General features: G+C 37.9%; 26 protein-coding genes and 1 pseudogene. 18 read left to right on the top strand and 9 right to left on the bottom strand.

What is annotated here, in order from left to right:
- Positions 1-407: 407 nt before the first annotated feature.
- The 3 genes from CHI06_RS21995 to tmk all read left to right on the top strand — a co-directional run bounded on the left by CHI06_RS21995 (position 408) and on the right by tmk (position 2,808).
- The gene (locus CHI06_RS21995; RefSeq protein ID WP_095250712.1) at positions 408-623 is read left to right on the top strand and encodes a sigma factor G inhibitor Gin; all 216 of its coding nucleotides are present in this window, start codon (positions 408-410) and stop codon (positions 621-623) included.
- A 91-nt stretch (positions 624-714) separates the two neighbouring features.
- Positions 715-2,157, top strand: coding sequence for an aminotransferase class I/II-fold pyridoxal phosphate-dependent enzyme (locus CHI06_RS21990; protein ID WP_095250711.1), 1,443 nt, complete (start codon positions 715-717; stop codon positions 2,155-2,157).
- A 27-nt stretch (positions 2,158-2,184) separates the two neighbouring features.
- Complete coding sequence (tmk, locus tag CHI06_RS21985; protein ID WP_095250710.1) at positions 2,185-2,808, top strand: dTMP kinase; 624 nt, start codon at positions 2,185-2,187, stop codon at positions 2,806-2,808.
- 61 nt (positions 2,809-2,869) lie between these two features.
- Here the strand turns inward: tmk and CHI06_RS21980 are convergent, their stop codons facing one another.
- The gene (locus CHI06_RS21980) at positions 2,870-3,859 is read right to left on the bottom strand and encodes a glycoside hydrolase family 43 protein (protein WP_095250709.1); all 990 of its coding nucleotides are present in this window, start codon (positions 3,857-3,859) and stop codon (positions 2,870-2,872) included.
- Positions 3,860-4,013: 154 nt separating this feature from the next.
- Positions 4,014-5,165, bottom strand: coding sequence for an ROK family transcriptional regulator (locus tag CHI06_RS21975; protein ID WP_095250708.1), 1,152 nt, complete (start codon positions 5,163-5,165; stop codon positions 4,014-4,016).
- A gap of 105 nt (positions 5,166-5,270) precedes the next feature.
- Between CHI06_RS21975 and CHI06_RS30980 the strand changes: the two genes are divergently transcribed.
- The 6 genes and pseudogenes from CHI06_RS30980 to CHI06_RS21955 all read left to right on the top strand — a co-directional run bounded on the left by CHI06_RS30980 (position 5,271) and on the right by CHI06_RS21955 (position 10,389).
- Positions 5,271-5,768 (top strand): Gfo/Idh/MocA family protein, encoded by a 498-nt coding sequence (locus tag CHI06_RS30980; protein WP_306453837.1) that lies wholly within the window; start codon positions 5,271-5,273, stop codon positions 5,766-5,768.
- Positions 5,765-5,953: pseudogene (locus CHI06_RS31165) on the top strand (Gfo/Idh/MocA family protein); the annotation flags it as partial. The gene CHI06_RS30980 and the pseudogene CHI06_RS31165, both read left to right, overlap by 4 nt.
- 119 nt (positions 5,954-6,072) lie before the next feature.
- A complete protein-coding gene (locus CHI06_RS30975) occupies positions 6,073-6,267 on the top strand; it encodes a Gfo/Idh/MocA family oxidoreductase (RefSeq protein WP_306453838.1) in 195 nt (64 codons plus the stop codon).
- Between the two features lie 145 nt (positions 6,268-6,412).
- Positions 6,413-7,744, top strand: a complete 1,332-nt coding sequence (xylA, locus tag CHI06_RS21965; protein WP_095250707.1) for a xylose isomerase — start codon at positions 6,413-6,415, stop codon at positions 7,742-7,744.
- Positions 7,745-7,813: 69 nt separating this feature from the next.
- Positions 7,814-9,313, top strand: a complete 1,500-nt coding sequence (gene xylB / locus CHI06_RS21960) for a xylulokinase (protein WP_095250706.1) — start codon at positions 7,814-7,816, stop codon at positions 9,311-9,313.
- Between the two features lie 92 nt (positions 9,314-9,405).
- Positions 9,406-10,389, top strand: coding sequence for an aldo/keto reductase (locus tag CHI06_RS21955; protein WP_095250705.1), 984 nt, complete (start codon positions 9,406-9,408; stop codon positions 10,387-10,389).
- 115 nt (positions 10,390-10,504) lie between these two features.
- Here the strand turns inward: CHI06_RS21955 and CHI06_RS21950 are convergent, their stop codons facing one another.
- From CHI06_RS21950 to CHI06_RS21925, 6 genes are all read right to left on the bottom strand, one after another.
- Positions 10,505-11,131, bottom strand: coding sequence for a YesL family protein (locus CHI06_RS21950; protein WP_257009406.1), 627 nt, complete (start codon positions 11,129-11,131; stop codon positions 10,505-10,507).
- A gap of 17 nt (positions 11,132-11,148) precedes the next feature.
- Entirely contained in the window at positions 11,149-12,042 is an 894-nt protein-coding gene (locus CHI06_RS21945) for a carbohydrate ABC transporter permease (protein WP_095250703.1), read from the bottom strand.
- Positions 12,043-12,058: 16 nt separating this feature from the next.
- Positions 12,059-12,937, bottom strand: coding sequence for a carbohydrate ABC transporter permease (locus CHI06_RS21940; protein ID WP_095250702.1), 879 nt, complete (start codon positions 12,935-12,937; stop codon positions 12,059-12,061).
- A 71-nt stretch (positions 12,938-13,008) separates the two neighbouring features.
- Positions 13,009-14,316 carry an extracellular solute-binding protein gene (locus CHI06_RS21935; RefSeq protein WP_095250701.1) on the bottom strand — a complete coding sequence of 436 codons (1,308 nt, stop codon included), beginning with the start codon at positions 14,314-14,316 and terminating at the stop codon, positions 13,009-13,011.
- A 108-nt stretch (positions 14,317-14,424) separates the two neighbouring features.
- Positions 14,425-15,210 (bottom strand): response regulator transcription factor, encoded by a 786-nt coding sequence (locus CHI06_RS21930; RefSeq protein ID WP_095250700.1) that lies wholly within the window; start codon positions 15,208-15,210, stop codon positions 14,425-14,427.
- Complete coding sequence (locus CHI06_RS21925) at positions 15,211-16,953, bottom strand: sensor histidine kinase (RefSeq protein WP_095250699.1); 1,743 nt, start codon at positions 16,951-16,953, stop codon at positions 15,211-15,213.
- Positions 16,954-17,177: 224 nt separating this feature from the next.
- Between CHI06_RS21925 and CHI06_RS21920 the strand changes: the two genes are divergently transcribed.
- From CHI06_RS21920 to rsmI, 6 genes are all read left to right on the top strand, one after another.
- The gene (locus CHI06_RS21920) at positions 17,178-17,507 is read left to right on the top strand and encodes a cyclic-di-AMP receptor (RefSeq protein WP_095250698.1); all 330 of its coding nucleotides are present in this window, start codon (positions 17,178-17,180) and stop codon (positions 17,505-17,507) included.
- Positions 17,508-17,537: 30 nt separating this feature from the next.
- Positions 17,538-18,545: a DNA polymerase III subunit delta' gene (holB, locus tag CHI06_RS21915; protein WP_095250697.1), complete on the top strand. Its 1,008-nt coding sequence runs from the start codon at positions 17,538-17,540 to the stop codon at positions 18,543-18,545.
- On the top strand, positions 18,538-19,365 hold the full coding sequence (locus tag CHI06_RS21910) for a PSP1 domain-containing protein (protein ID WP_095250696.1): 828 nt from the start codon (positions 18,538-18,540) through the stop codon (positions 19,363-19,365). Before holB ends, CHI06_RS21910 begins: the two co-directional genes overlap by 8 nt.
- A gap of 12 nt (positions 19,366-19,377) precedes the next feature.
- Positions 19,378-19,749 carry a DNA replication initiation control protein YabA gene (yabA, locus tag CHI06_RS21905; protein WP_095250695.1) on the top strand — a complete coding sequence of 124 codons (372 nt, stop codon included), beginning with the start codon at positions 19,378-19,380 and terminating at the stop codon, positions 19,747-19,749.
- A 62-nt stretch (positions 19,750-19,811) separates the two neighbouring features.
- Complete coding sequence (locus CHI06_RS21900; RefSeq protein ID WP_095250694.1) at positions 19,812-20,552, top strand: tRNA1(Val) (adenine(37)-N6)-methyltransferase; 741 nt, start codon at positions 19,812-19,814, stop codon at positions 20,550-20,552.
- A gap of 18 nt (positions 20,553-20,570) precedes the next feature.
- Positions 20,571-21,449 carry a 16S rRNA (cytidine(1402)-2'-O)-methyltransferase gene (rsmI, locus tag CHI06_RS21895; RefSeq protein ID WP_095250693.1) on the top strand — a complete coding sequence of 293 codons (879 nt, stop codon included), beginning with the start codon at positions 20,571-20,573 and terminating at the stop codon, positions 21,447-21,449.
- Between the two features lie 44 nt (positions 21,450-21,493).
- Here the strand turns inward: rsmI and CHI06_RS21890 are convergent, their stop codons facing one another.
- Positions 21,494-21,778: an AbrB/MazE/SpoVT family DNA-binding domain-containing protein gene (locus CHI06_RS21890; RefSeq protein WP_095250692.1), complete on the bottom strand. Its 285-nt coding sequence runs from the start codon at positions 21,776-21,778 to the stop codon at positions 21,494-21,496.
- 481 nt (positions 21,779-22,259) lie between these two features.
- Between CHI06_RS21890 and metG the strand changes: the two genes are divergently transcribed.
- The 3 genes from metG (at position 22,260) to CHI06_RS21875 (ending at position 26,527) form a co-directional block, all read left to right on the top strand.
- Positions 22,260-24,227 carry a methionine--tRNA ligase gene (metG, locus tag CHI06_RS21885; RefSeq protein WP_095250691.1) on the top strand — a complete coding sequence of 656 codons (1,968 nt, stop codon included), beginning with the start codon at positions 22,260-22,262 and terminating at the stop codon, positions 24,225-24,227.
- 116 nt (positions 24,228-24,343) lie between these two features.
- Complete coding sequence (locus CHI06_RS21880) at positions 24,344-25,111, top strand: TatD family hydrolase (protein WP_095250690.1); 768 nt, start codon at positions 24,344-24,346, stop codon at positions 25,109-25,111.
- Between the two features lie 237 nt (positions 25,112-25,348).
- Positions 25,349-26,527 (top strand): G5 and 3D domain-containing protein, encoded by a 1,179-nt coding sequence (locus tag CHI06_RS21875; protein ID WP_095250689.1) that lies wholly within the window; start codon positions 25,349-25,351, stop codon positions 26,525-26,527.
- The last annotated feature ends 222 nt before the right edge of the window (positions 26,528-26,749 follow it).

The following is a 26,749-nucleotide window of genomic DNA, read 5'->3' as shown; positions in this document are numbered from 1 at the left end:
TGTTGTCCGAAAGGACAAAAGGTCGTAAATAAAATGATGGATCAAGATTCGTGCCCTCACTGCGGTACTTCTAAAGAAAACGGTAACGTATAGGAGTTATTCGTGCCCGCGCGGCGACACTTTTCGAGAAAACGGTAACGTATAGGAGTTATTCATGCCCGTACGGCGACATTTATAGAGAAAACAGTAACGAATAGAAGCTACAGCCCAGATCATCCCCATCCCTCAACCCTAAATGCCAAGCATCCTAATCAATAACTATAAAAAAGTACGAAGTGTTTTACAAGAAATCGCTACTAGACATACACCCAAATGCAATTACCAACATAAGATATATCGAGGGATGCCCTGATAAGGATAATTCTAAATTTTGTATACAATTCCGAAATATCGGGAAGAATAGGTGTATGGAGGTGGTGTGGTTGAGTTCATTAGCGCATAATCATTACCAGGAAACGTGCGTAATTTGCGAAAATCAAAAACAAAAAGGGATACATCTATATACTTCATTTATATGTACAGACTGCGAAGAAGACCTGATTCAAACAGAAACACATGATCCAAAATATAAATACTATCTAAAACAACTAAAAAAAATAACAACACCTGAAATTTTTTCATAAAAAGTCCATCCGGGCTTTATTTTTTTGCCTAAAAAGGGGTAGCTGATGTCGTTTTTTGTTAAAATGAATGAGACTTATAAGGAGTATGACGATGAATAAACAAAATCGAATTCCATTATACGAAGCACTACATAAACATAATAACAATAATCCAATTTCATTTCATGTTCCTGGACATAAGTCGGGGGCTATTCTTCACCAGCACTCACAAAATTTATTTCAGGAAGTATTAAAAATCGATGCTACAGAATTATCTGGTTTAGATGATTTGCACTCCCCTGAAGGTGCAATAAAAGAGGCACAAGAGCTCTTAGCAGCACTTTATCAGGTCAAGGAAAGCTTTTTCTTAGTCAATGGATCTACCGTGGGAAATCTAGCCATGGTCTTGTCAGTTTGTAAAAAAAATGAAGTTATCCTGGTACAAAGAAATTGTCATAAGTCAGTCCTAAATGCCCTAAAACTAGCAAAGGCGCGCCCGGTGTTTTTAGAACCAGAATATAATCAGGACTGGAAGACGGCAACAGGTGTCTCCAAAGAAGTAGTTGAAAGAGCTATTTCCCTCTATCCAGAAGCAATAGCGATTGTCCTAACCTATCCGAACTACTATGGAATGGTGTATGATTTAAAAAGTGTTATAGAGCTTTCACATCTTCATAACATTCCTGTATTAGTAGATGAGGCACATGGGCCTCATTTTATTATTGGAGACCCATTCCCGGCTTCCGCTATTCAATTAGGAGCTGATATGGTCGTACAATCAGCACATAAAACCCTTCCAGCCATGACAATGGGGTCCTATTTACATATAAACAGCCATCGCGTTAACAGTGACGTAGTCAAAGAGTACCTGCAAATGTTACAGTCAAGCAGTCCGTCATACGTTATCATGGCCTCACTTGACCTAGCGAGAAATTATTTAGCAACCTACCAACAAAGCGATATGGAATATTTACAAAATGAAATAGCAGGTTTTAAAAAAGAGCTGTCTAGGATTCAAAGCATTAAGGTATTGGATTATCCTGACTCACAAGGGGACACATTAAAGGTAACTATACAGTCAAGATCAAAGTTAAGCGGATTTGAACTCCAAGAAAAATTAGAAGAGATAGCTATATATACAGAAATGGCAGATCCTTATAATGTGCTATTAGTTCTTCCTTTATTGAAGGAAAATCAAGACTATCCACTAGTAGAAGTGAGCAGGAGAATGAAAAACTTATTGGCGAAGTTACCAAATCATCCAGTAGAAGAGGACTTTCTAATTAGCTCTGGCAAGATATCTGAGCTGGCCATTCCTTATGAGAAGTTATCAAATGTTCAGATGGAAGCAATATCTATTACAGAAGCTGCAGGGCATGTATGTGCCGAGACAATCACACCATATCCGCCTGGTATTCCCTTATTATTAATGGGGGAGTTAATTCTAGAGGAAAAGGTCAATCAGCTAATCCAACTAATAGAAATGGGAGCGAGATTTCAAGGAGGATCCTTTTTAGATAAAAAGTTAATTAACGTAGTTAAAACATGCAGTTAAAATGAAAAAATGATTGGAGCAATATATATGAGTTACTTCATTACCCTCGAAGGAGTCGAAGGATCTGGCAAATCAACCTTAATAAATTTCATTCGAGATTCTATTGAAAGCAATGGAAAAAAGGTAGTTGTCACAAGAGAGCCTGGAGGAATTGATATAGCTGAACAAATTCGTTCAGTTATTTTAGATAAAAAAAATATTAAAATGGATGGTAGAACAGAAGCTCTGCTTTACGCTGCTGCAAGAAGACAACATTTAGTAGAAAAGGTAATCCCATCTCTTAATGAAGGCAATATTGTATTATGTGATCGATTTATTGATAGCAGCCTAGCCTATCAGGGATTTGCAAGAGGGTTAGGTATCAATGAGGTCTATTCGGTAAATAAATTTGCAATTGAAGGCTTAATGCCTGATTTAACTTTGTACTTAGATTTGGATCCTCAAATAGGCTTAAATCGAATTGCAAAAAATAAAGGGAGAGAAATAAACAGATTAGATTTAGAGGAAATAAACTTCCATGTTAAAGTCCGGGAAGGGTATGAAGAAGTATTGAAGATGTTCCCAGAAAGAATGGTTAGAATAGATGCAAATCAAGACATTGGTAAAGTTATGGCTGATATCAATGAAGTATTAATAAGTAGGCTGAAATAACAAGGTTCTTAGTATACATGAAAAAGGCTGGCTTCAATAATGAAGCCAGCCTTTAATCTGTTTATTTATCTCCGTAAGGGTAAATCGTTTGAATCGTTCCATCTTCGTTATAATTAAGTTCAGTGAATTTCACAGAGCGCTTATGGTTCACTCCATCTGATAACGAGCAATCGTGATAGAATAGGTACCACTTATCGTTAAACTCTACAATCGAATGATGTGTGGTCCAGCCAATAACAGGGGTAAGAATGGTTCCTATGAACACAAATGGACCCTGTGGGTTTTCACTTACCGCATAAACAATTTTATGGGTTGTACCCGTAGAATAAGACAAATAGTAAAGGCCTTTGTATTTATGAACCCATGGTCCTTCAAAATATCTTCTATCTTCGTCACTTGCAAGAATCGGATTGCCATCTTCATCAATAATGGAGATTTCCTTCGGTTCACTTTTAAATGTCAGCATATCTTCGCTTAATTCAGCTACTCTCGGACCTATTGCAGGTTCTGTCGGAGCTGGGCCTTCAGCATCTGAAATAAATGCTCCAGTCTGCCATTTTTCTAACTGTCCACCCCAAAGACCGCCAAAATAAATATAGGCTTTTGAATCTTCATCCACTAATACAGCTGGGTCGATGCTGAAGCTGCCAGGTATGTAATTTTCTTCTGGTGTAAAAGGGCCTGCAGGATTAGGGCTTGTTGCGACACCAATTCTAAATATGCCATCTTTATCTCTTGCTGGGAAGAATAAATAATACGTGTTGTTTTTGTAAGCTGCATCAGGTGCCCACATTTGTTTAGATGCCCATGGAACATTTTTTACGTGAAGCGCTTCCCCGTGGTCAACAACAGGGGAGTTAACATTATCCATGGATAGGACATGGTAATCTTCCATCTTATATTGGTCACCATTATCATTAGAAGGTTCATCATGATCAAGGTCATGTGAAGGATAGATATAAAGCTTTCCTTCAAAGACATGTGCGGAAGGATCTGCAGTATAAATGTGCGTAACTAAAGGTTCATTAGGTTTTGAGTTTTTCATTATCATATCTCTCCAATAGCCAGTTTAGATACTTTCAATTTCATTATAACTGAAGTTGATTACTTTGTATATCCAAACAACTAACATTTTTTAATGACTCTAATAATGGAAAATAAACACCCCTGCTTCCTTTAATAAGAGCAGGGGTGTATTACATTGATTAAGATTTTACTTCTTCTTTGATAAATTTCTCCACAACGAAAGCAGATACACCTAATGATGTTGAATATTTTCCGAGTTTTGGAAAATTTAAGTGCATTTCTTTTTGGTGGTGCGTGAGTGTATGGTTTTCAATCGTTGTTCGAATGGGCTGCTCAATCCATTGTCTTGCTAATGCTAATCGGTTACCCAGGATTACCTGGTCAGGGTTAAAGGTATTAATAATGTTATTTATTCCATACCCTAAGTAAGTTCCAATTTCTCCGAAAAGCTTCTGAGCGGTTTCATCACCGTTTTCCGCTAATTCTATTAATGACTCAAGCGAATCACTGTTAGCCAACTCCAACAGTGCGTTTTCAGAAGCATATGCTTCCCAACATCCTCTGCTCCCACAGCTACAGGGCTTTCCATTGAGATCGATAATCATATGTCCCATTTCACCAGAAAATCCATTTTTGCCTTGATACAATTCTTTGTTTAAAATAATCCCGACACCGATACCAATTCCAGCACTGATATAAACGATGTTTTGGAAGTCTTGACCTGCACCGAATTGTTGTTCACCAAAAGCCCCAGCATTTGCTTCGTTTTCAATGATGATAGGTACATGGAATAATTCCTCAAGGTCCTTTTTTAACTGAATATTGGTCCATCCTAAGTTTGGCGCAAGAAGGATAGAGCCCTGTTTGTTAACAATTCCTGGTACACCTACTCCTATACCGACTATTCCATACCTGCTAGCGGGCATTTCATCGATAATCGACTGAATCATACTCTGAATGATGGTCATGATTGAAGGATAAGGGGTTCGTTTTACAGATTGATTTTTTTCAATTAGAATATTGCCATTTAAATCTGTCAAAACACATAAAACATAGTTTACCCCGATATCAATGCCAACTGCATATCCTGCAACTTTATTGAAATGAAGGATTACAGGGCGTCGGCCGCCGCTTGATTCTCCTGGCCCAGATTCAAAAATAAGTGCTTCTTCTAATAATTCATTTACTAAAGAAGAAACAGTTGCTTTGTGTAGACCAGATACTTGAGCGATGTCTGCCCTTGAGATTGGTTCTTTTTCCATAATTAATTGTAATACGAGTGCTTTATTATTTTTTTTTACAATTTGTTGGTTCCATGACATGGTTTCCATTAATAAGGCTCCTTATTTTTGACAGTAGTATTATTTTACCACAATCTTTGTTCATTGAATATACAAACCTAATTGTAAAATTTCATCAAGGAAGGAACGATTTAAATGGAAAAGGTCCGTTGGGGAGTTATGAGTACGGCAGGAATTGCCCAAACACAGGTGATTCCTGCAATTTTACGTTCTGATAATGCAGAACTAATTGGAATTGCCAGCAGGGGAGAGAAAGCAAGGGATGTTGCAGAAAGTTTTACCATCCCTTATTATTATGAATCCTATGAGGAGCTTCTTAAAAACAAAGAAATTGATGCTGTTTATATCCCTCTTCCGAATCATTTACATAAGCATTGGGTGATTGAAGCAGCCAAATATGGAAAACATATCCTTGTCGAAAAACCGGCTGCCTTAACGGTTGAAGAAACAGAGGAAATTATTGCTGTTTGTGTTGAAAATAATGTGAAATTTATGGAAGCCTTTATGTATCAATTTCATCCACAACATAAGCGGGTAAAAGAAATCATCGCATCAGGTGAAATAGGCGAAATTAAATTCATGCGGGCATGTATTTCTTTTTTCTTAGAAGATAGCAAGAGAACATCAGGATGAACAAGGAAATGGGAGGAGGCAGTATATACGATATAGGCTGTTACTGTATCCATGCTATTCGTAACATTACTGGGTCTGAACTAGTCCAGGTTGAGGCATTTGCTGAACTAGATTTGGAGTCTGGAATCGATCTATCTTCGATTGTCTATTTGAAGATGGAAAATGGATTAAACTGTGTTTTTGATTGCAGTTTTGATATGTGTTTTAGACAGGAATATGAAATTATCGGATCAAGGGGAAGGATTACTGTACCGGGGGCCTATCGTCCTGATGTCATCGGTAATGAGGGAGTGATTCTCATTCAATCAGAACTGGGAACCGGTCTGAAAGTGTTGACGGCGATCAATATAAACTACAAATTGACCATTTTTCACAAGCGATTAGAGAAGAATCTCAACCAGCTTATTCAGCTGAAAATACTCTTAAAAATATGCGTGTTATTGATGCATGTTACAAATCAGTAGAAAGCAGGCGGGCAGTAGGTGTTAAAAAATTTTAAACATCTTAGTTTATTGAATAGACAAACAAAGTTTACGGTGCTATAATCTAATCAAGCAAAAGTTTTAGTTTAAGAGATTAATAATCTTTTGTAAGCATTTACATTGTTAAACTGAAACCATTAATCTACTAGGAGGAATAACCACATGGCTTATTTCGAAAACGTAAATAAAATTCAATTTGAGGGTGCTTCATCAAAAAATCCATTTTCATTTAAGTATTATAATCCCGAGGAAAAAATTAATGGAAAAACAATGGAAGAAATCCTTCGTTTCTCCGTCGCTTACTGGCACACATTTAATGCTGACGGTACAGATCCGTTTGGTGTAGGTACTGCTATCCGTCCGTGGAATGCCTATCAAGGTTTAGATCTAGCAAAAGCACGTGTAGAAGCAGCATTTGAACTTTTTGAAAAATTAAATGTTCCTTTCTTCGCATTCCATGACGTTGACATTGCTCCTGAAGGAAGGACATTAAAAGAAACTAACGAAAACCAAGATGTTATCATTGGTATGATCAAAGAATACATGAAAACGAGCAAGACTAAGTTGCTTTGGAATACAGCGAATATGTTCTCTAACCCACGCTATGTTCACGGTGCTGCAACTTCTCCAAATGCAGATGTGTTTGCTTACTCTGCAGCGAAAGTGAAAAAAGCTTTAGAAGTGGCGAAAGAGCTTGGCGCAGAAAACTATGTATTCTGGGGCGGTCGTGAAGGTTACGAGACACTTCTGAATACCGATATGAAGCTTGAACAAGATAACTTAGCACGCTTCTTCCATATGGCAGTAGATTATGCGAAGGAAATCGGCTTGAATGTTCCATTCCTAATCGAGCCAAAACCAAAAGAGCCAACAAAGCACCAATATGATTTCGATGTGGCTACTGGTCTGGCATTCTTACAAAAATATGATCTAACAGATTACTTCAAGTTCAATATTGAAGCAAACCATGCTACTTTAGCCGGCCACACATTCGAACATGAGTTAAGAACAGCTCGTATTAACGGTATGCTTGGTTCAGTTGATGCTAACCAAGGTGATACATTGCTTGGATGGGATACAGATGAATTCCCAACGGACTTGTATTCTAATACATTAGCAATGTACGAAATCTTGAAAAACGGAGGCTTAGGGAAAGGCGGTTTGAACTTCGACGCTAAAGTTCGTCGTGGCTCATTTGAACCAGAAGATCTATTCCATGCACACATTGCTGGTATGGATGCATTTGCAATCGGCTTAAAAGTTGCTAACAAATTAATCGAAGATAAAGTGCTTGATAGCTTCATAGAAGAGCGCTACAGCAGCTATACAAATGGTATTGGCTTAGACATCGTAGAAGGAAAAACTACCTTCCGTGAGCTTGAAGCATATGCTCTTGGATTAACAGAAATCAAAAATACATCAGGCAGAACAGAGCGCCTAAAAGCGTTAATCAACCAATATCTACTAGAAACACTTTCAAGTGTAACAGTTTAATCTATTAATCATAAAAAAGTGCTGGCGGCCTATTACTCCAGCACTTTTTTTAGAAAAGGATGATACAGAATGAAATACGTAATTGGTGTTGACCTCGGAACGAGCGCCGTAAAGATTTTACTCGTAAATCAGAATGGTGAGGTTTGCCAGGAAGTATCCAAGGCATATCCTCTTATTATTGAAAAATCAGGTTACAGTGAGCAAAATCCAGAAGAATGGGTGGAAAAAACAACAGCAGGTTTAGCTGAACTCATCCAGCAGTTCAATGGAGACGTAAATGATATTGAGGGCATCAGCTTCTCCGGCCAAATGCACGGCCTAGTTTTACTAGATGAAAACAACGAAGTATTAAGAAATGCAATTTTGTGGAATGACACAAGAACGACAAAGCAATGTCAGGAAATCTACGACGTTGTCGGCAAAGAGCGTTTATTAGCTGTAACAAAAAACCCAGCATTAGAAGGCTTTACTCTGCCAAAAATTCTTTGGGTGAAAGAAAACGAACCTTCGACTTTTGAACGTGCAAGCGTGTTTGTGCTTCCGAAAGACTATCTTCGTTATCGCCTTACAGGAAATATCCACATGGAGTACTCTGATGCCGCGGGAACGTTATTGTTAAACGTTGCAGAACGTGAATGGAGCGGCGAAGTGTTAGAGGCATTCGGTCTTTCAGCTGATTTCTGTCCACCATTAGTAGAATCTCATGCGTTTGTTGGGACGGTTACGGCTGAGTTTGCCCAAGCAACGGGATTATCAGAAGCTACTAAGGTATTCGCGGGCGGTGCGGACAATGCGTGCGGTGCGATTGGTTCCGGGATTTTAGCAGAAGGAAAAACGCTAGCTAGTATCGGTACTTCTGGTGTCGTCCTTTCTTATGAAGGAAGAAATGATCTTGATTTTGAAGGAAAGGTACACTACTTTAACCATAGCGAGGAAAATACTTACTATACAATGGGTGTGACCCTTGCAGCTGGCTATAGCTTAAGCTGGTTTAAAGATACATTTGCCAAGGGAGAAGCATTTGATCAGTTTTTAGCAGGGGTAGAAGAAGTACCTGCAGGCAGCAACGGCTTATTATTTACGCCATATATTGTCGGCGAAAGAACGCCGTACGCAGATTCTAATATCCGCGGCAGCTTTATTGGTGTTGATGCATCTCATGAGCGGAAGCACTTTGCCCGTGCGGTTCTTGAAGGGATTACGTTCTCTTTAAACGAATCAATTGATATTTTTAGAAGCACCGGTAAGAAGATTGATTCGATTATCTCAATTGGTGGCGGAGCGAAAAACGACACATGGCTGCAGATGCAAGCGGATATTTTTAATGCAAAAATTGAAAAGCTTACAAGTGAGCAAGGTCCTGGATTGGGTGCGGCAATGTTAGCAGCGTACGGCTGTGGGTGGTATTCGTCACTTAAAGAATGTGCAAATGTATTTATCCAAATGTCCAAAACCTTTTATCCTAATCAGGAAAATGTGGAAGCTTATAAGAAACTTTTTACCGTTTACCAACAAGTGTATACTCAAACAAAGGAATTGAATGATCAATTAAGAGAGTTTAGAAAATAGCCTTAAAGACCCCTGGAAACGGACGGATTCTAAATATGAAACGGATGTGGGGTTGGGGGTGTCGTTTATTCTGGTATTTAGGAGCTGTTAATATGAATTATCGTGAACTAGGCAATACAGGAATCATGATTAGTGAGGTTAGTTTTGGCACATGGGCAATCGGCGGATCATGGGGCATGACAAGTGACACAGAAGCCCTAAAATCCTTGGAATACGCGATTGGTCAGGGTGTTAACTTTTTCGATACGGCTGATGTATATGGAGATGGTCATAGTGAAGAGTTATTGGCCAAGGCCACAAAGGGCAGGGAAGATCAGATACATGTTGCAACCAAGTTCTGCCGTCAGGGTGATATTTATGATCCGAAAAATTACAGCTATGAAAAAGTAAGCTCTTATTGTGAAGACAGCCTTCGCCGTCTAAACAGAGAAGCAATTGATTTGTATCAAATTCATTGCCCTGCAACGGAGATTCTGAAAGATGGAAATGTATTTGATGCACTAGATCGCCTAAAGAAAGAAGGGAAAATTCGTCACTACGGTGTCAGTGTGGAAACTGTTGAAGAGGGGCTTATTTGTTTGGAGCATCCAAATGTTAAGAGCCTGCAAATCATATTTAATATGTTCCGCCAAAAGCCATTAGAAACATTAATACCCGAAGCTTATCAAAAAGGGGTTGGCCTTCTGGTTCGATTACCGCTTGCCAGTGGACTGCTAACTGGTAAATTTACCTCTGACCATGTTTTCGAAGCCAACGATCATCGCCGATTTAATGAAAATGGAGAGGCCTTTAATGTTGGGGAAACCTTCGCAAGTCTTGGGTTCCATAAAGGTGTAGAGTTGGCTGATGGGTTAAAGTGGATTGCAGAAGGCCGAAAATCAATGGCTAGTGCGGCACTGCGATGGATTCTAGACCAAAAAGAAATTACATGTATCATTCCAGGATTTAAAAATGTTAAACAAGTAAAGGACAATCTCTCTGCCTTGGATACAAAGTCGTTTTCAGCAGAAGAAAAGCAAGAGATACAATGTTTCTATCAGGAGGAGGTAAAGGATTTTATTAGAGGCCCTTATTAAGGGAGCAAAACAATATAAACGAAGCTTAAGTTTTAAAAATGCAAAAGACAGATGGAGGGTTTCTTCTTACAAGAAACACCTCCTATCTGTCTTTTTCGTTGAACAATTTTAATAGTTAGTTCATCTGTTTCTTTTTGTCTACTTTATTAAAAGCAAGATAGCCTGATGCCATTATTATTGCCGCTGAAAGACTGCCGCCGAAGAAAAAGCCTAAACCTGGGATAAATTTCACCAAAAAAAACATGGCAGCGATACCAGCGATCATTACGAGATTTTCAAGAGGGTTAATGAGCATCATAAAAAATGAATTTTTAATCATCTGTATCAGTTTTAACTCATAATGAACATAAATCGGGAGCAGGTAAAACATTGTCATGACTACTGCAAACATAAACATGTAAAGAGGGATTTGGATTGCATTCGTAAAACCGTTTCCCAAATTCTTCATAAAAACTAAATCAAGAACAATTAGTCCGCTTACAATTGCAATAAGTAAGCCTAGTCCATTACTGCGAAGAAACTCAGATTTATAGGTTGCCCAAAAGGTTTGAAAAATTGGAATATCTTCTTCCCCCATAATCCATTTACGAATGACTGTGAACATCGAAATCGTAGCAGGGAAAAGTCCAAGAACGACCAGACCGACCAACGTAAATCCAATCCATAATAAATTTATATAAGCAAATTTGGCAATCCAATCAGTGGCAGAATGGATTTGATTTGCTGCTTTAGTTCCATTCACTCTAATCCCTCCAACCATCAACCTTTGACTGAACCGGCTGCCATACCCTCAACAATCTTATTACTTAAGAATAAGAAGGTAAGTAGAATTGGCACAATACTGATAACAAGAGTGGCCCCAATGGCACCCCAATCTGTTAAGTATTGTCCTACGAAGTTGTTGATTCCAACAGTTAGTGTTTTCCAATTATCTGAACTGATGAATGTGTTTACAAAGACGAATTCATTCCAGTTATAAATCATGTTAATAATCGCAGTGGTTGATAGTACGGGCACGGTCATCGGCAGGGTAATTTGGAAGAAGATTCGGTGCACCGAGCATCCATCCATTACCGCTGCTTCTTCAATTTCACGTGGGAAAGTTTTATAAAAACCTAATAAAATCATAATCGTTAACGGTAAGTTAAAGGCTGTATAAGACAAGACAATCGATGTTGGATTATCAATTAAATTCAAATTGTTATACATGTTAAACAAAGGAATTAATGTTGAATGCAAGGGAATCATATAAGCTACTAAAAATAATCCGAGAACGAGACCACTTAATTTCCAGTGCATCCGTGTAACAGCAAACGTTACGAAACTAGCAAGAATAATTGTAAGGACGACCGATAATACCGTAATCCAAACGCTGTTGAAAAAGTAAAGCCCAATATTTCCAGAAGTCCAAGCTTTTGTGTAGTTTTCCCATTGCGGGTCTTGCGGTAAAGCGAAAGGAGACATTCCAAACACTTCTTGATTGGTTTTCAGTGAAAAGAAAACCAGCCAGACTAATGGGTAAATCTGAATAATAGCAAACAACCCTAATATTAGATAAAGAAATCCAAATCCGATTTTGTTCAAGTATGATTTCTTCGTAGTTTTGGGTACGGAAAGGTTCGGTGTTGTTTGTTGTGTACTAACCTCACTCATCTTGTTTCACTCCCCCTTAAAATTGAACATCATCATTAGATTTCGTTAGTTTCGAAGTTAGCCAAGTCATGATCAGACAGATGACTAATAGTCCAAATCCGATGGCACTGCCATAACCGAAGTTATTCAATTTAAATGCTTCCTTGTACATATATGAGGCCATCACTTCACTTGCCCCGTTTGGCCCTCCGCCAGTCATGACATAAATTAAGTCAAAATACTTTAATGAACCAACTACTGCAAGCATAATCGTTACTTTAAATACTCCAGAAATGAGCGGTAATTTAATTTTAAAAGCTATTTGCATCGGGTTAGCACCATCAATTTTTGCAGCCTCGATAACTTCATCTGGCACATTTTTTAAGGCCGCGTAATATATAAGAATATAAAATCCTGCAAACTGCCAAATAACTGGGATGAAAATTGCGAAAAGAGCAATCTTTGGATCTGCTAACCAAATCGGTGTATTTTCCACGCCAAACATTTCAAGTAATTTGTTGGCCATTCCATTCGTTGGGTCAAAAATCTTCATCCAAAGCTGGGCAATGGCTACAGATGATAATAACATTGGAATTAAATATATCTTACGTAATAAATCCGAACCCTTAATTTTACTAGCTAAAACAAGTGAAATTCCTAAGTATAACAGTAAGCTAGCCGTAGAAAAAATGGCTAATTGGAAAGAATGCCACGCACTTGTCCAGAAAACTTTATCCTGAATCAAAGTGATATAATTTTCTAACCCAATAAATTTCATCTCACCAATTCCGTCCCAATCCATTAAACCATAATAACCTGATAATCCAATTGGAATATAGATAAGGACAAGAATGAGAAATAAAGCAGGGAGCGTATAAAGGGCGATCACAAATTTATTTGACATAACATTTTTCATGTTGGTTAGTCCCCTTCCTTTCTATAAAGAAGAGGACATATTTTTTAGCAATATGCCCTCTTGCAAAGAAATTATTTCTCAGAAGCAAGAGCCTCTTCTTGTGTTTTTGTGAACTCTTTAGGTGATGATTGTCCGCCAAATAATGCCTGAATTTGATTTAAGTGAACATCAGCCACGCCAGCAGACATTTGAACATCTGCATAGAGTGTTAGATTAGTAGCTTTCCCTAAATCATTAAGAATGTCAATGTACATTTGGTCAAGATCGCCATTGGATGTATCAACCTTAGTTGCTGGAATAACACCAGCGTCAACAACGGAACGCTTGCCCCATTCTTCTACTAAGTAAGAAACAAATGCCTTCGCTTCGTCTTTTACCTTTGATTGTTCAGATACGAATAAACCAACACCAGGGCCGCCTACATAGCTATCAATATCGCCCTTTCCACCTTCATATGTTGGGAACTTGAAGTAACCAACTTTTTCTTTAAATTCCTTAGCAACATCAGGGCTGGTAGTATAGTTTGGTAATTCCCAAGTTGCCATTAAGTACATGGCTGCTTGCTCATTCATAAAGTAACCCTTTGCTTCATCGTTTGATAGTCCGTTAAAGCCCTTAACAAATGCACCCATATCAACAAGTTTTGAAATTTCTTCAGCTGCTTTAACTAAAGCTGGATCTTCAAAACTTCCAGTACGATTGATTGCGTTATTTAAGCTTTCAGGCCCTCCAATACGGTCTGCAAGGTACATATACCACATAGAGCCTGTCCAGCGGTCTTTGTTTCCTAAAGTGATTGGAGTAACACCTTTATCAACAAGTGTTTCCACAACGTTTAAGAACTCTTCATATGTTTTTGGAGCTTCTAAGTTATGCTTTTTGAAAATTTCTTTATTGTAATACACTGGGGTAATGTTTAATTCAAGAGGTAAGGCGTATGGTTTTTCATCAACAGAGAAAGCATCAAGTGTACCAGCAACAAACTTATCCTTTTGAGCAATATCATCTAAAGGTGCAAACATATTTCCTTCAACGAAAGGTTTCATATAACCAGCTGCCCAAGTAATCCCGACATCTGGAAGTTCATTTGAAGCAGATAAAACCTTGACTTTCTCTTTGTACTGTTCATTTCCTAAAATCTCCGTTTGAATATCGACATCTGGATTCTCTTCTTCATAAGCTTTGATAATGTTATCAACAATTGTATACTGGGCATTTGAACTGCCTTCTGGCCATAAATGCATCATTTTTACAACTGTTTTGTCACTGCTTGACTTACCCGAATCTTCAGATGTACTTGATGATGATGAACAGCCTCCTAAAACAAGCCCGCCCGTTAATGCAAAAGATATCAAAGTGGAAAACGCTTTCTTTCTCATTGAAATAAAACCCCCTTAATGTGTTTTCAGATATGTCTTACAATTAAAGTCTAACACCTAAGAAATAATCAAAAAAGGGGACTAAGATTAGGAAAAGTACCATCATCTTTAGAAAACGCTCTCATTGTTTACTTTTCGATAGGCACTTGGAGTTATACCTTCATGTTCCTTGAAGATTTTAATAAAGTATTTAGAAGTTTTATAGCCGACTTCTTCAGCGATTTCATTGATAGGCAGGTTGGTTAAAATAACCAATTCTTTTCCACGCTGAATCCTTCGTCTTGTTACATACTCACTAAAATTTAGATTGGCTTGGTCCTTAAACAACACGCTGAAATAACTCGGATTTAAATGAACATGAGCAGCTACGTCCTTAAGAGTCAATTCATCCTTTAGATGTTGATCAATATAGGCTATGGCTTTGCGAATAGGATCTTTCGACGAATCCATTTTGTTGTTGGTTTCGACTATTTTTTCATCCACTACTTTTTCAATCATCCCGGCTCTTACTTGCTTTTCCATAACCTTAACTGCTTCCTCAACAGCTTCAATCAGCTTCTTTTTACCGATAGGCTTTAAAAGATAGTTTACTACACCTAGTCTTAAAGCTTCCTGAGCATACTCAAATTCGGAGTAAGCTGAAATAACTATGACCACAGGAGAGGACCCCTTTTCTTTTATGGTTTTTAATAGTTGTAATCCAGTCATCTCAGGCATGCGGATATCAGAAAGCAAAATATGAATCTTCTTTTCTTCCATAATCCCCAGGACTTCCTCGCCGCTATCCGCAGTGAGGATGGTAAAGTCACCATTATTCCAACTCTCTAGCGTTCTCTGCAAGCCTTGCCTTGTTCTAGGTTCATCGTCAACGATTACGATATTTTTAGTAAGCATTTACTCTCCTCCATCAATTGGCAGCTCGAATGAAATCCTTGTGCCCATGTTTAACTTACTCTCAATCAAAAGGTCTGAATGTGTGATTCCTTTGTAATATAATTTTAAGCGTTTGTAGACGTTGGAAATGGCCATTCCTTTTCCTTTCACTGAAGAGGTACCACCAGTTTTCATTGATTGAGTAATCCACTCAAGCCGCTCTTTATCCATACCAAGACCATCATCTTGAACAGAGATGCAAATCCATTCTGTGGCTTCCCGCTTTATCGGTACAACCGTTATTGAAACGAGGCAATTTCCGAGCTTGTTTCCTGCGCCATGCAAAATTGCATTTTCTATCAAGGGCTGGATAATCAGTTTTGGTATTCTTACAAGCTCATATTCTACGGGAAGTATTACCTGCCATTGTAATCTGTCTCCAAAACGCATTTTCATAATTTCCATATAGTCACCTATATGCTTGATTTCGTCTTTCAAAAACACCCAATCATCATCTGTTTCTTTTGTAATGGTATAACGAAATAAATTGGACATGGCTAAGACAAGTTCAGACAATTCTTCTTCATCTTTTTCTTCAAGTGACCAATGAAGCGCATCCAATGTATTAAAGAGAAAATGAGGGTTAATTTGTGCTTGAAGAGCTTTCAATTCGCTGCGGCTTCGTAAAATCTCCTTTTGATAAACCATCTGGATTAAATGATTCGTTTCTTTAACAAGTTGATTATAGGTACTGTTTAATTCATTAATTTCATTTACAGAAGAAACACTAGGATTCAGTGTTAATGAACCTTCTCCCGCACGCTGCATAGTTTTTGTTAATCTTACTATTGGCCTTGTAATGACTGTGGAAAGGAAAAAGGAGCAGATTGTAAAAATGAATACACCAAATATTCCAGATAAAATAAACCCTGTCCGAATCCCTGACATTCCCTCTGTTAGTTCACTTACAGGGGTTAAAATAAGCACGGTCCAACCTGTGAGCTTGGATGATTGCTTTGTCACTATATACTCTCGCTGTTTTAATTGAACAATATTTTCATTGCTTTCGATAATACTCTTTATATCTCCATTATAATTGTTGATAATTGGCTTTTGGTCTTGATCTAAAAGTATGGTGTATTGATTGTTTTCGTTGGTTTCGTTTGCAAATTTAATATGATTGCGGTTAATACTAATTAAAAGATAACCTCCATTCCTAAATTGCTTTTCTATTAAATTTACACTGCGAATGGCGAGAAAGTAGTTTTTATCAGCTGGATCCTCACCAATCCAAACCATTCTTCCTTTTGCTGTATTCGCCTCATTAATCCACTTTTTATCGATTCGGTTCAATAAAGAGTCTTCATCAAGGGGTAGAACACGCTGTTGTTTACCAGCAAAGAGCTGAAAGGAAAAGATTCCATCTGTATTCCCCAAAATTCTGTTGATATGTCCCATTAAACGTTGACGGTCACTAAAAGATACTTCTTTTCTGTGCTGGACATTGGTTAAAATCCGTTGGACCTCTTCGTCTGTTATCACAAGCTTTGAGGACATGTTAATTTGTTCGTAAAGTGATTCTATTCGTCCATTTGCTTCAATGGCCACTTGTTGGATTTGTTTTTCAGCATTATTTTTTAATAAAGAGGAAACATGTCTCAACGTAAGCAGACTGACAATCAATAGAACAATGATCATAACTAATAAGAAGATAAATAAAATTTGATTCCGTAAAGTATTCCATTTTTTAAGTAGAGTAAGCATTGATTGCTCGCCTTTCTTACCAATAATAATATCCTATAATATTATTATACCTTTTTTTATGTAATCGTTGTCTTTTAAGGTTATGTTACATTTCCCCAGTTTTGTGAGAAAGTAATTTCAGACAACTTTCAAAATAACTCACTGTCGAATATCAATGTGAGAAGGACAAATACCTGTTATAATATAGGAAAGATAATGAAATGTGGATGAAGGGGTTGGTTAGGATGAAACTTATCATTGCTGTTGTTCAGGATCAGGATAGCAACCGGTTATCAAAAGCGCTGGTTGACAATAATTTTAGAGCGACTAAACTGGCAACGACAGGTGGCTTTTTGAAATCTGGCAATACCACCTTTATGATTGGAACAGAGGATATACGAGTAGACCGTGCATTGCAAATCATTAAAGATAACTGCAAATCACGTGATCAATTAGTGGCACCTGTTTCTCCAATGGGTGGAAATGCAGACTCCTTTATACCGTATCCTGTTGAAGTTGAGGTTGGCGGTGCTACTGTTTTCGTTCTGCCAATTGAGCAATATATGCATTTTTAAAACGATACTACTGGTAAGAGAGTGATAAGCTTGGTAAAAACATGGGATCAATTAGAAGAGCTGCAGCCTGCCGTGCTAAAAATGTTAAAGAACAGTTTGTTGAAGAATCGTGTGGCCCATGCCTATTTACTTGAGGGAATCAGAGGGACTGGGAAAAAAGAAATCGCTTTATTAATCACTAAAGCTTTATTTTGCGATTCCTTACTAGAAGGCTATAAACCTTGTGAGACATGTCATAATTGCCGGCGAATTAACAGCGGTAATCATCCCGATGTCCATAAGGTTGAGCCTGATGGATTATCGATAAAAAAACAGCAAATCCAAGCCCTCCAGGAGGAGTTCTCCAAAAAAGGGGTAGAATCGTCTAGAAAGGTTTATATGATAAGCGATGCTGACAAAATGAGTGTGAGTGCAGCAAATAGTTTGCTAAAGTTTCTGGAAGAACCAAACTCACAAACGACAGCTTTTTTGCTAACTGAGCAGCTTCAGCAACTGTTGCCAACGATTCTTTCAAGGTGCCAAATTTTATCATTTAAACCATTATCTCCACAATCAATGATTAATCAATTGACTGAAAATGGCGTAAATCCAATGAAGGCGCCATTATTAGCACAGTTGACGAATAGTCTTGATGAAGCATATGAATTAAATGTCGATGATTGGTTTGCACAAGCTCAAAAAATAGTGTTAAAATTATATGAGGTGTTGAAAAAAAATCCTTTAGAAGCAATGGTAACACTTCAAGGTGATTGGTTTTCACATTTTAAAGAGAAAGAACAGATTAATCGTGGGTTAGATCTTTTACTTCTTATTTTTAAGGATTTATTATATATACAATTAGATAAACAGGAGCAAATCGTCTTTAAAGCTGAAAGTGAAGTGTTAAGGCAGTATGCTCTTGAAACATCCGGACGGCGGTTATCGGATCAAATGTCGGCAATTCTCGAGGCAAAAAGGAAGCTGCAGGCCAATATGAACCCACAGCTAATGATGGAAGAGCTTGTGTTAAATTTGCAGGAGGGATCTTCATTTGTATGATGTTGTAGGAGTGCGCTTTAAAAAGGCGGGGAAAATCTATTATTTTGATCCAGGAGATCTCTCAATTCAAAAGGATGACTTTGTGATAGTCGAAACTGTTCGCGGGGTTGAATACGGTAAGGCTGTTGTTCCACGTAAACAGGTTGAGGAGCATGATGTCGTTCTGCCATTAAAAAAGGTAGTAAGGATTGCAGATCATAAGGATCGAATGATTGTGGAAGAAAATAAACAAGCTGCCCAGGAAGCATATGAAGTTTGTAATGAAAAAGTAAATGGACATCAACTAGATATGAAACTAGTCGATGTTGAATATACATTTGACCGAAATAAGGTGATTTTCTATTTTACGGCTGACGGCAGAGTTGATTTTCGTGAGCTAGTAAAAGATTTAGCAGCTATTTTTCGGACAAGAATTGAATTGCGCCAAATCGGTGTCAGGGACGAAGCGAAAATGCTTGGTGGAATTGGTCCATGTGGAAGAATGCTTTGCTGTTCCACATTTTTAGGCGATTTTGATCCTGTCTCCATTAAGATGGCAAAGGATCAAAATCTTTCATTGAATCCTACTAAAATCTCCGGTTTATGCGGCAGGCTTATGTGCTGCTTGAAATATGAAAATGATGAATATGAAGCAGCAAAAGCTCAGCTGCCTGATTTAGGGGAAATGATTGAAACTCCTCAAGGCCGAGGAAAAGTGGTAGGATTAAATATATTAGAGCGGGTACTTCAGGTGGAAATAAAGGAACAGGATCGAGTTCTGGAGTATACATTGAATGAAATTATTAAAGAAGGTGCCTTTTCTATACAATCCACAGATTAAGAGGTGTGAGACGTGGATAAAAAAGAGATATTTGAATCAGTAAGTAATATGGAAACACAAATTGGCCATCTTTACCAACAGCTCGGAGAATTAAAGCAGCATTTAGCCGAAATACTAGAAGAGAATCATTACTTAAAGCTTGAAAATGAACATCTAAGACGCCGTTTAGATTTAACCACGGAAAAAGATAAGAAAGATGAGAAAGTTAAAAAGGGGACAAATCCCCCTGCGTCTGCTGGTGATCGAACTTTGGACATCGGTGAAGGCTATGATAACCTTGCTCGTCTATACCAAGAAGGATTTCACATTTGTAATCTACATTTTGGGAGCTTGCGTAAGGAAGGCGATTGCTTATTTTGTCTCTCCTTTCTTAATAAGAAATAACTTAGAAGAGGTTGACCCAGGTCAGCCTTATTTTTTTACATATAATTTTGAGGTGGATAACATTGGTTAATTTAAAAAATGATGAGCGACTTGATTATTTGCTTGCAGAAAATTTAAGGATTATTCAAAGTCCATCCGTTTTTGCCTTCTCGCTTGATGCAGTCTTATTAGCTCGATTTGTCTATATTCCTATTCAAAAGGGAAATATACTTGATTTATGCAGTGGGAATGGAGTTATACCACTGTTTTTAAGTGCTCGTACAAAAGGGAAGATTACTGGTGTGGAGATACAAGAGCGCTTATATGATATGGCTGTAAGAAGTATTGAGTATAACTGTCTCGGGGACCGCCTTCAGATGATTCATGGTGATATAAAAGAAATGCCAAACAAGCTGGGACATGGGAAATTTGATGTTGTAACCTGTAATCCGCCTTATTTTCCTACTTCCTCAAAGGAAGAAATGAATCCGAATGAGCACTTAGCCATTGCTCGTCATGAGATACTTTGTACACTAGAGGATGCTGTTAAGGCTTCAAGTCAATTAGTGAGGCAGGGCGGCAAGGTGGCGTTTGTTCATCGTCCAGGAAGGTTAATGGATATCATTTCGGTCATGCGACAATATCGCCTTGAACCAAAACGTATTCAGTTTGTCTATCCAAAGCAAGGGAAAGAAGCGAATACCCTGCTAATTGAAGCAATAAAGGATGGCAGTCCTGATTTAAAAATACTTGCTCCCTTATTTGTTTATAATGAAGAAGGGGAGTATACTGCGGAAATCAGAAAGATTTTATATGGAGAATAAAAGAAACGGGTGGTCATAGTGTGGCAGCAAAAGAGTTTTGAGAACGAGGCACATAAAGGAATACTGTATCTTGTTCCGACGCCAATCGGTAATCTTGAAGATATGAGTTTTCGTGCTGTAAGGATATTGAAAGAAGCGGACCTGATTGCAGCTGAGGATACAAGAAACACAAAAAGGTTGTGTAATTACTTTGAAATTCAAACCCCTGTTGTCAGCTATCATGAACATAATAAAGAATCGAGTGGAGAGAAGCTCATTCACAAGATTAAGGAAGGCATGAAGATTGCTTTAGTCAGTGACGCGGGCATGCCTGCTATATCAGATCCAGGATATGAATTGGTTCTTGCTGCAATCAATGAGAAAGTGACAGTAGTCCCACTACCTGGTGCAAATGCAGCTCTTCCAGCTTTAATTGCTTCGGGGCTAACATGTCAGCCCTTCTATTTTTATGGTTTCTTAAACCGAAGCAAAAAAGAGAAGAAAACGGAGTTAGAGAGCTTAAAAAAACAAACAGGAACTCTTGTTTTCTATGAGTCACCGCATCGACTCAAAGAAACTCTAACGAGTATGTATGATGTCCTTGGTAATCGCAAAATAGCTATTTGCCGGGAGTTAACTAAAAAGTTTGAGGAATTTATTAGAGGAACCTTAGAGGAAATAATAGAGTGGGCCAATCAGGATGAAATTCGTGGCGAATTTTGTTTGATTGTTGAAGGTGCGGATGAGAGTAAATTAAAGCAAGAAGAAATGAACTGGTGGGAAACCTTGTCGATAGAGGAGCATGTAAATCACTACATAAGTGTAAAACAGATTCCCTCAAAAGAAGCTATCAAACAAACCGCAATAGACCGGGGGATAAGCAAACGTGAGGTGTATCAGGCCTACCACGTCGACTAGATTAAAAAAAAGCTTCTCCCTCTTGAGGAGAAGCTTACTGTATATTATTTTACTAATTCAAATTGGCTTTTGATTTCATTTACTAGCTGCTCAGCGCCTTCGCGGCTAAGGATTAGTTTTCCGCCAGCAAGTGCTAAGTTATCATCGGAAACTTCACCAGTTACTTGGCAAGTCATATTTGGCTTGTATTTCTTTAAGATAATACGCTCTTCATCAACATAAATTTCAAGTGCATCTTTTTCAGCGATACCAAGTGTTCTTCTTAATTCGATTGGAATAACCACACGGCCTAATTCATCAACTTTACGTACAATACCTGTAGATTTCATATTTACTAGCTCCTCTCATAATAAACCTATTAATTTATTTCTCTATCTATTCGTCATTATTCGACATTATTTTTATAAATTAATAATACCAGCCATTCCCATTTCCGTCAATTACTTTATAGTAAAAAGTAATGGTAAATATTATGAGTTTACAAGAATGTTGATATATCAATAGATAATGAATGACCATTCAAATGAAATAGATTTTTAATACTATTGTTGGATTAATATAGTCTTTTTTAATGAAAATGTAATATTCGACAAAAAACTACAATAAAACTATTTCATTAGTATAATTTTCGACAGTAATAAACATTTTTATGGGGGGAGCAGAGGAAAAAATAAAATAAATTTTTTAGTGATAGTTGGGTTTATTGCACATTTATTGATTTTTGGGTATATTTTGATGATATAAGAGGGCGAAAAAGGGCTATAATGATTTAGTAGAAAAGTCTATGTACCTATATTAGGAGGATCCCAAATGCAAGGAAAATTAAAAACGTTTTATCTTACTACTCCGATTTATTATCCAAGTGGAAATTTACATATTGGTCATGCGTATACCACAGTAGCAGGAGACGCAATGGCACGCTATAAAAGGATGCGCGGCTTTGATGTTATGTATTTAACGGGAACCGATGAGCATGGTCAAAAAATTCAGCGTAAAGCAGAGGAAAAGGGGATTTCCCCGCAGCAGTATGTTGATGAAATTGTGGATGGGATTAAGGATTTATGGGAAAAGCTCGATATCTCCTATAATGACTTTATTCGGACAACGGATGAGAGACATAAACAAATTGTCGAAAAGATTTTCGCTAGACTGCTTGAACAGGGAGATATTTACCTGGACAAGTATGAAGGGTGGTATTGTACACCGTGTGAATCTTTTTATACTGACCGCCAGTTAGTGGAAGGAAATTGTCCTGATTGCGGCAGGGGAGTAGAAATTGTTAAAGAAGAATCTTACTTTTTCAAAATGAGTAAGTATGTTGATCGATTATTGCAATACTATGAGGAAAATCCAGAGTTTATCCAGCCGGAATCACGTAAAAATGAAATGATTAATAATTTTATTAAGCCTGGTTTAGAGGATTTAGCCGTTTCTAGAACAACCTTTGATTGGGGAGTAAAGGTGCCGGGGGATCCAAAACATGTTATTTATGTGTGGATAGATGCTTTATCGAACTACATTACTGCTCTTGGCTATGGAACAGATAATGATAGTAAATACTTGAATTATTGGCCTGCTGATGTTCATCTTGTTGGAAAAGAAATTGTTCGTTTTCATACGATTTATTGGCCAATCATGTTGATGGCGCTTGATCTTCCACTTCCTAAAAAGGTTTTTGCACATGGCTGGTTATTAATGAAGGACGGTAAAATGTCAAAATCAAAAGGAAATGTAGTGGACCCTGTTACATTAATTGACCGCTATGGTCTCGACGCACTTCGCTATTATTTATTAAGGGAAGTGCCATTTGGGGCAGACGGTGTCTTTACACCAGAGGGATTTGTTGAAAGAATTAACTTTGATTTAGCAAATGATCTTGGTAACCTGTTAAATCGTACAGTGGCAATGATTGAGAAATATTTTGATGGAGTCATTCCAGCTTATTCGGATTCAACAGGTGAGTTTGATAAAGCACTGCTTCAGGTCAATCGTGAAACAGTTGCTAAATATGAAGAAGCCATGGAGAAAATGGAGTTTTCAGTTGCGCTAACATCCATTTGGCAATTAGTAAGCAGGTGTAATAAATATATAGATGAAACACAGCCATGGACATTGGCAAAGGCAGAAGAACGTAAAGATGAACTGGCAAGTGTAATGGTCCATTTAGCTGAATCCTTAAGAAGAACAGCGATTCTTCTCCAGCCATTCTTAACAGTGACACCGAATGGTATTTTCCAACAGCTTGGTGTTAACGATGAAGAACTTAAATCTTGGGAGAGCTTAGATACCTTCGGTGTAATTCCGAATGGAACAAAGGTTTCGAAAGGAAATCCTTTGTTCCCGCGCCTTGAAATTGCAGAAGAAGTTGAATTTATCCGTGCTAAAATGGGAGGTTCTGCTCCAATTGTTGAGGAAAAGCAAGAAGTAAAACAAGATGAAAAGCCTGAGGAAATTGATGAAATTGCTATAGACGACTTTATGAAAATTGATTTGAGAGTGGCAGAAGTTATTCAGGCTGAACCAATCAAAAAGGCAGATAAGCTTCTAAAGCTTCAGTTGGATTTAGGCTATGAAAAACGGCAAGTAGTCTCAGGAATTGCACAATACTATAAGCCAGAAGATTTAGTGGGTAGAAAAGTCATTTGCATTACGAACCTGAAACCAGTAAAGCTGCGTGGAGAAATGTCACAAGGAATGATCCTAGCGGGTTCAAAGGATGGATCACTCTCATTGGCAACAGTCGATCAGTCCCTTCCAAATGGTTCAAAGGTAAAATAATTTAACGATAGAAATGTCCCTTAATGTTTCACGTGAAACAATTTTCGAGACATTTCTATTTTTTTCTCACTATCATTCGACACAGCCATAAGAATATAAATAAAGGAGAAACAGTCATGTTATTTGATACACATGTCCATTTAAACGCGGAACAATTTGATGAGGATTTACAGGAAGTTATCGAAAGGGCAAAAGAAGCAGGTGTTTCCTATATGACAGTGGTTGGGTTCGACCGACCAACGATTAAGAGGGCTATGGAACTGGCAGAAGAGTACGAGTTTATCTATGCGTGCGTTGGCTGGCACCCTGTAGATTCGATTGATATGACAGATGGAGATTTGCTTTGGATCGAAGAGTTAGCTGCCCATCCAAAGGTAGTGGCAATAGGGGAAATGGGCTTAGATTATCATTGGGACAAGTCTCCAAAAGACATCCAAAAGGAAGTATTTCGAAAGCAAATCCGATTGGCTAAGAAAGTAAAACTTCCGATTGTGATTCATAATCGGGAAGCAACAGCTGATATTGTAGAAATTTTACAAGAAGAGGATGCTGCCGAAGTTGGAGGAATCATGCATTGCTTCAGCGGGAGCCCAGAGGTTGCCTTAGAATGTCTAAAAATGAATTTTCTTATCTCATTAGGGGGTCCGGTTACGTTCAAAAATGCCAAAAAACCCAAAGAAGTGGCAGCTGTGGTTCCGTTAGAAAAACTGCTGATTGAAACAGACTGCCCGTATTTAGCGCCGCATCCTTATCGTGGAAAACGCAATGAACCAGGATTTGTTAAGCTAGTTGCAGAGCAAATTGCTGAAATTAAAGGCATATCATTTGAAGAAGTTGCCATCGTCACGACTGCTAATGCAAAAAAATTATTCGACATAAACTGATAGACAAGCTTGTCGACTTTAATAGAAGCTTGTCCAAATTTTTTAATATAACTTAAAGTTCTACACGTCTCCTTTTCCTCATAGGATAACCGTGTCGATAAGTTTCCCTTTGCAAATTTCCCAACTATATGCATAATAGGAAATACGTTCACAACAAATGCAAGGGTTGACAGCCGGCAGCATGTTTCTCAATAATCTCTCCGAGAGAAGGAGGCGTTTTTCATCGTATTCAAAAACATGAAAAACCTGTTTTCCAAGTCTTTGAGTAGAAAAAGGTTGGCGATCACTTTTGCTAGTTTTGTAGTTTTAGCAGCACTTCTTGGTTTTTCATACTATGAAGGATCTAAGTATACAGTTGCATTGACTCTTAACGGAAAGCAAAAAGTAGTAAAAACGCATGCCAATACAGTTAAGGATGTATTCGCTCAACTTGAAATACCACTCAACTCAAAAGACTACTTGTCACCTTCAGCTGATGCTAAGGTGAAAGACAATCAAGTAATTGTCTGGAAACAAGCAAAGCAGGTTAAAATTGTCCAAGACAACGAGAAAAAAACGATATGGACAACAGCAGGTACGGTCGCTGAGCTACTAAAAGAGCAACAAATTGTATTGAACGAACAAGATGAAATTTCACCCAAGCCGCAGGAAACAATCAAAAGCAAGATGGATATTCGCATTAAATCAGCTCTTCATCTTACACTAGTTGACGGCGGAAAAGAACAGCAAGTATGGTCCACTTCGGCTACGGTCGCTGACTTTTTAACACAACAGGGAATTAAACTTAATGAATTTGACCGAGTTGAACCGTCAATATCTGAGACAGTGAAAAAGGATGGCGTTATTAACGTCATACGCGTAGAAAAAGTCACCGATGTAGTGGAAGAACCAGTTCACTTTGCCGTGATCACCAAGAAAGATGAGAGCTTGGAAAAAGGAAAGCAAGTAACTGTCAAAGATGGCAGACAGGGGCTTATTTCAAGAGAATATGAAGTTATCTTGGAAAATGGTAAAGAAGTTTCAAGAAAATTAATTAGTGAGCAGAGTCTTAGAGAGAAACTCGATAAAGTTGTGGCTGTTGGAACGAAGGAATTAGATATTCAAGTTTCTCGTGGAGCAGAAACTGGAACTGAGTTTTATGTTAATACTACTGCCTATACAGCCTATTGTAATGGCTGTTCAGGGGTAACAGCAACAGGATTTGATTTACGTGCAAATCCAAATGCAAAGATAATTGCTGTGGATCCTCGTGTGATTCCACTGGGAACAAAGGTTTATGTAGAAGGCTATGGCTATGCTGTGGCGTCTGATACTGGTGGAGCAATAAAGGGACATAAAATTGATGTCTTCTTTCCATCGAAAGCGGAGGCTTTCCGCTGGGGAGTTAGAAAGGTCAAGATTAAAATATTACAATAAGCTTAACTGTGCAGAGGTTTAATTAGCCTCTGCATTTTGCTTTTTCTCTAATATTCATTATACTTACAACGAATACATTAAGGTATTTACTTCATAATATGAAGGCATTTGTTAATATAGACGATGGACATTACAAAAATGTTTCAATTATTTTTCAATTTTTTTATTTTTTGCTGTGTTAATCTAGGCTGTTGATTTGTGCTCCAGGCGCTTCGCTTTCCG

The organism is Bacillus sp. 7884-1 (assembly GCF_002272245.1).
Lineage (GTDB): Bacteria > Bacillota > Bacilli > Bacillales > Cytobacillaceae > Neobacillus.
Note: the sequence above shows the minus strand (reverse complement) of the source record. Positions and strands in the feature narration are given on the sequence as shown.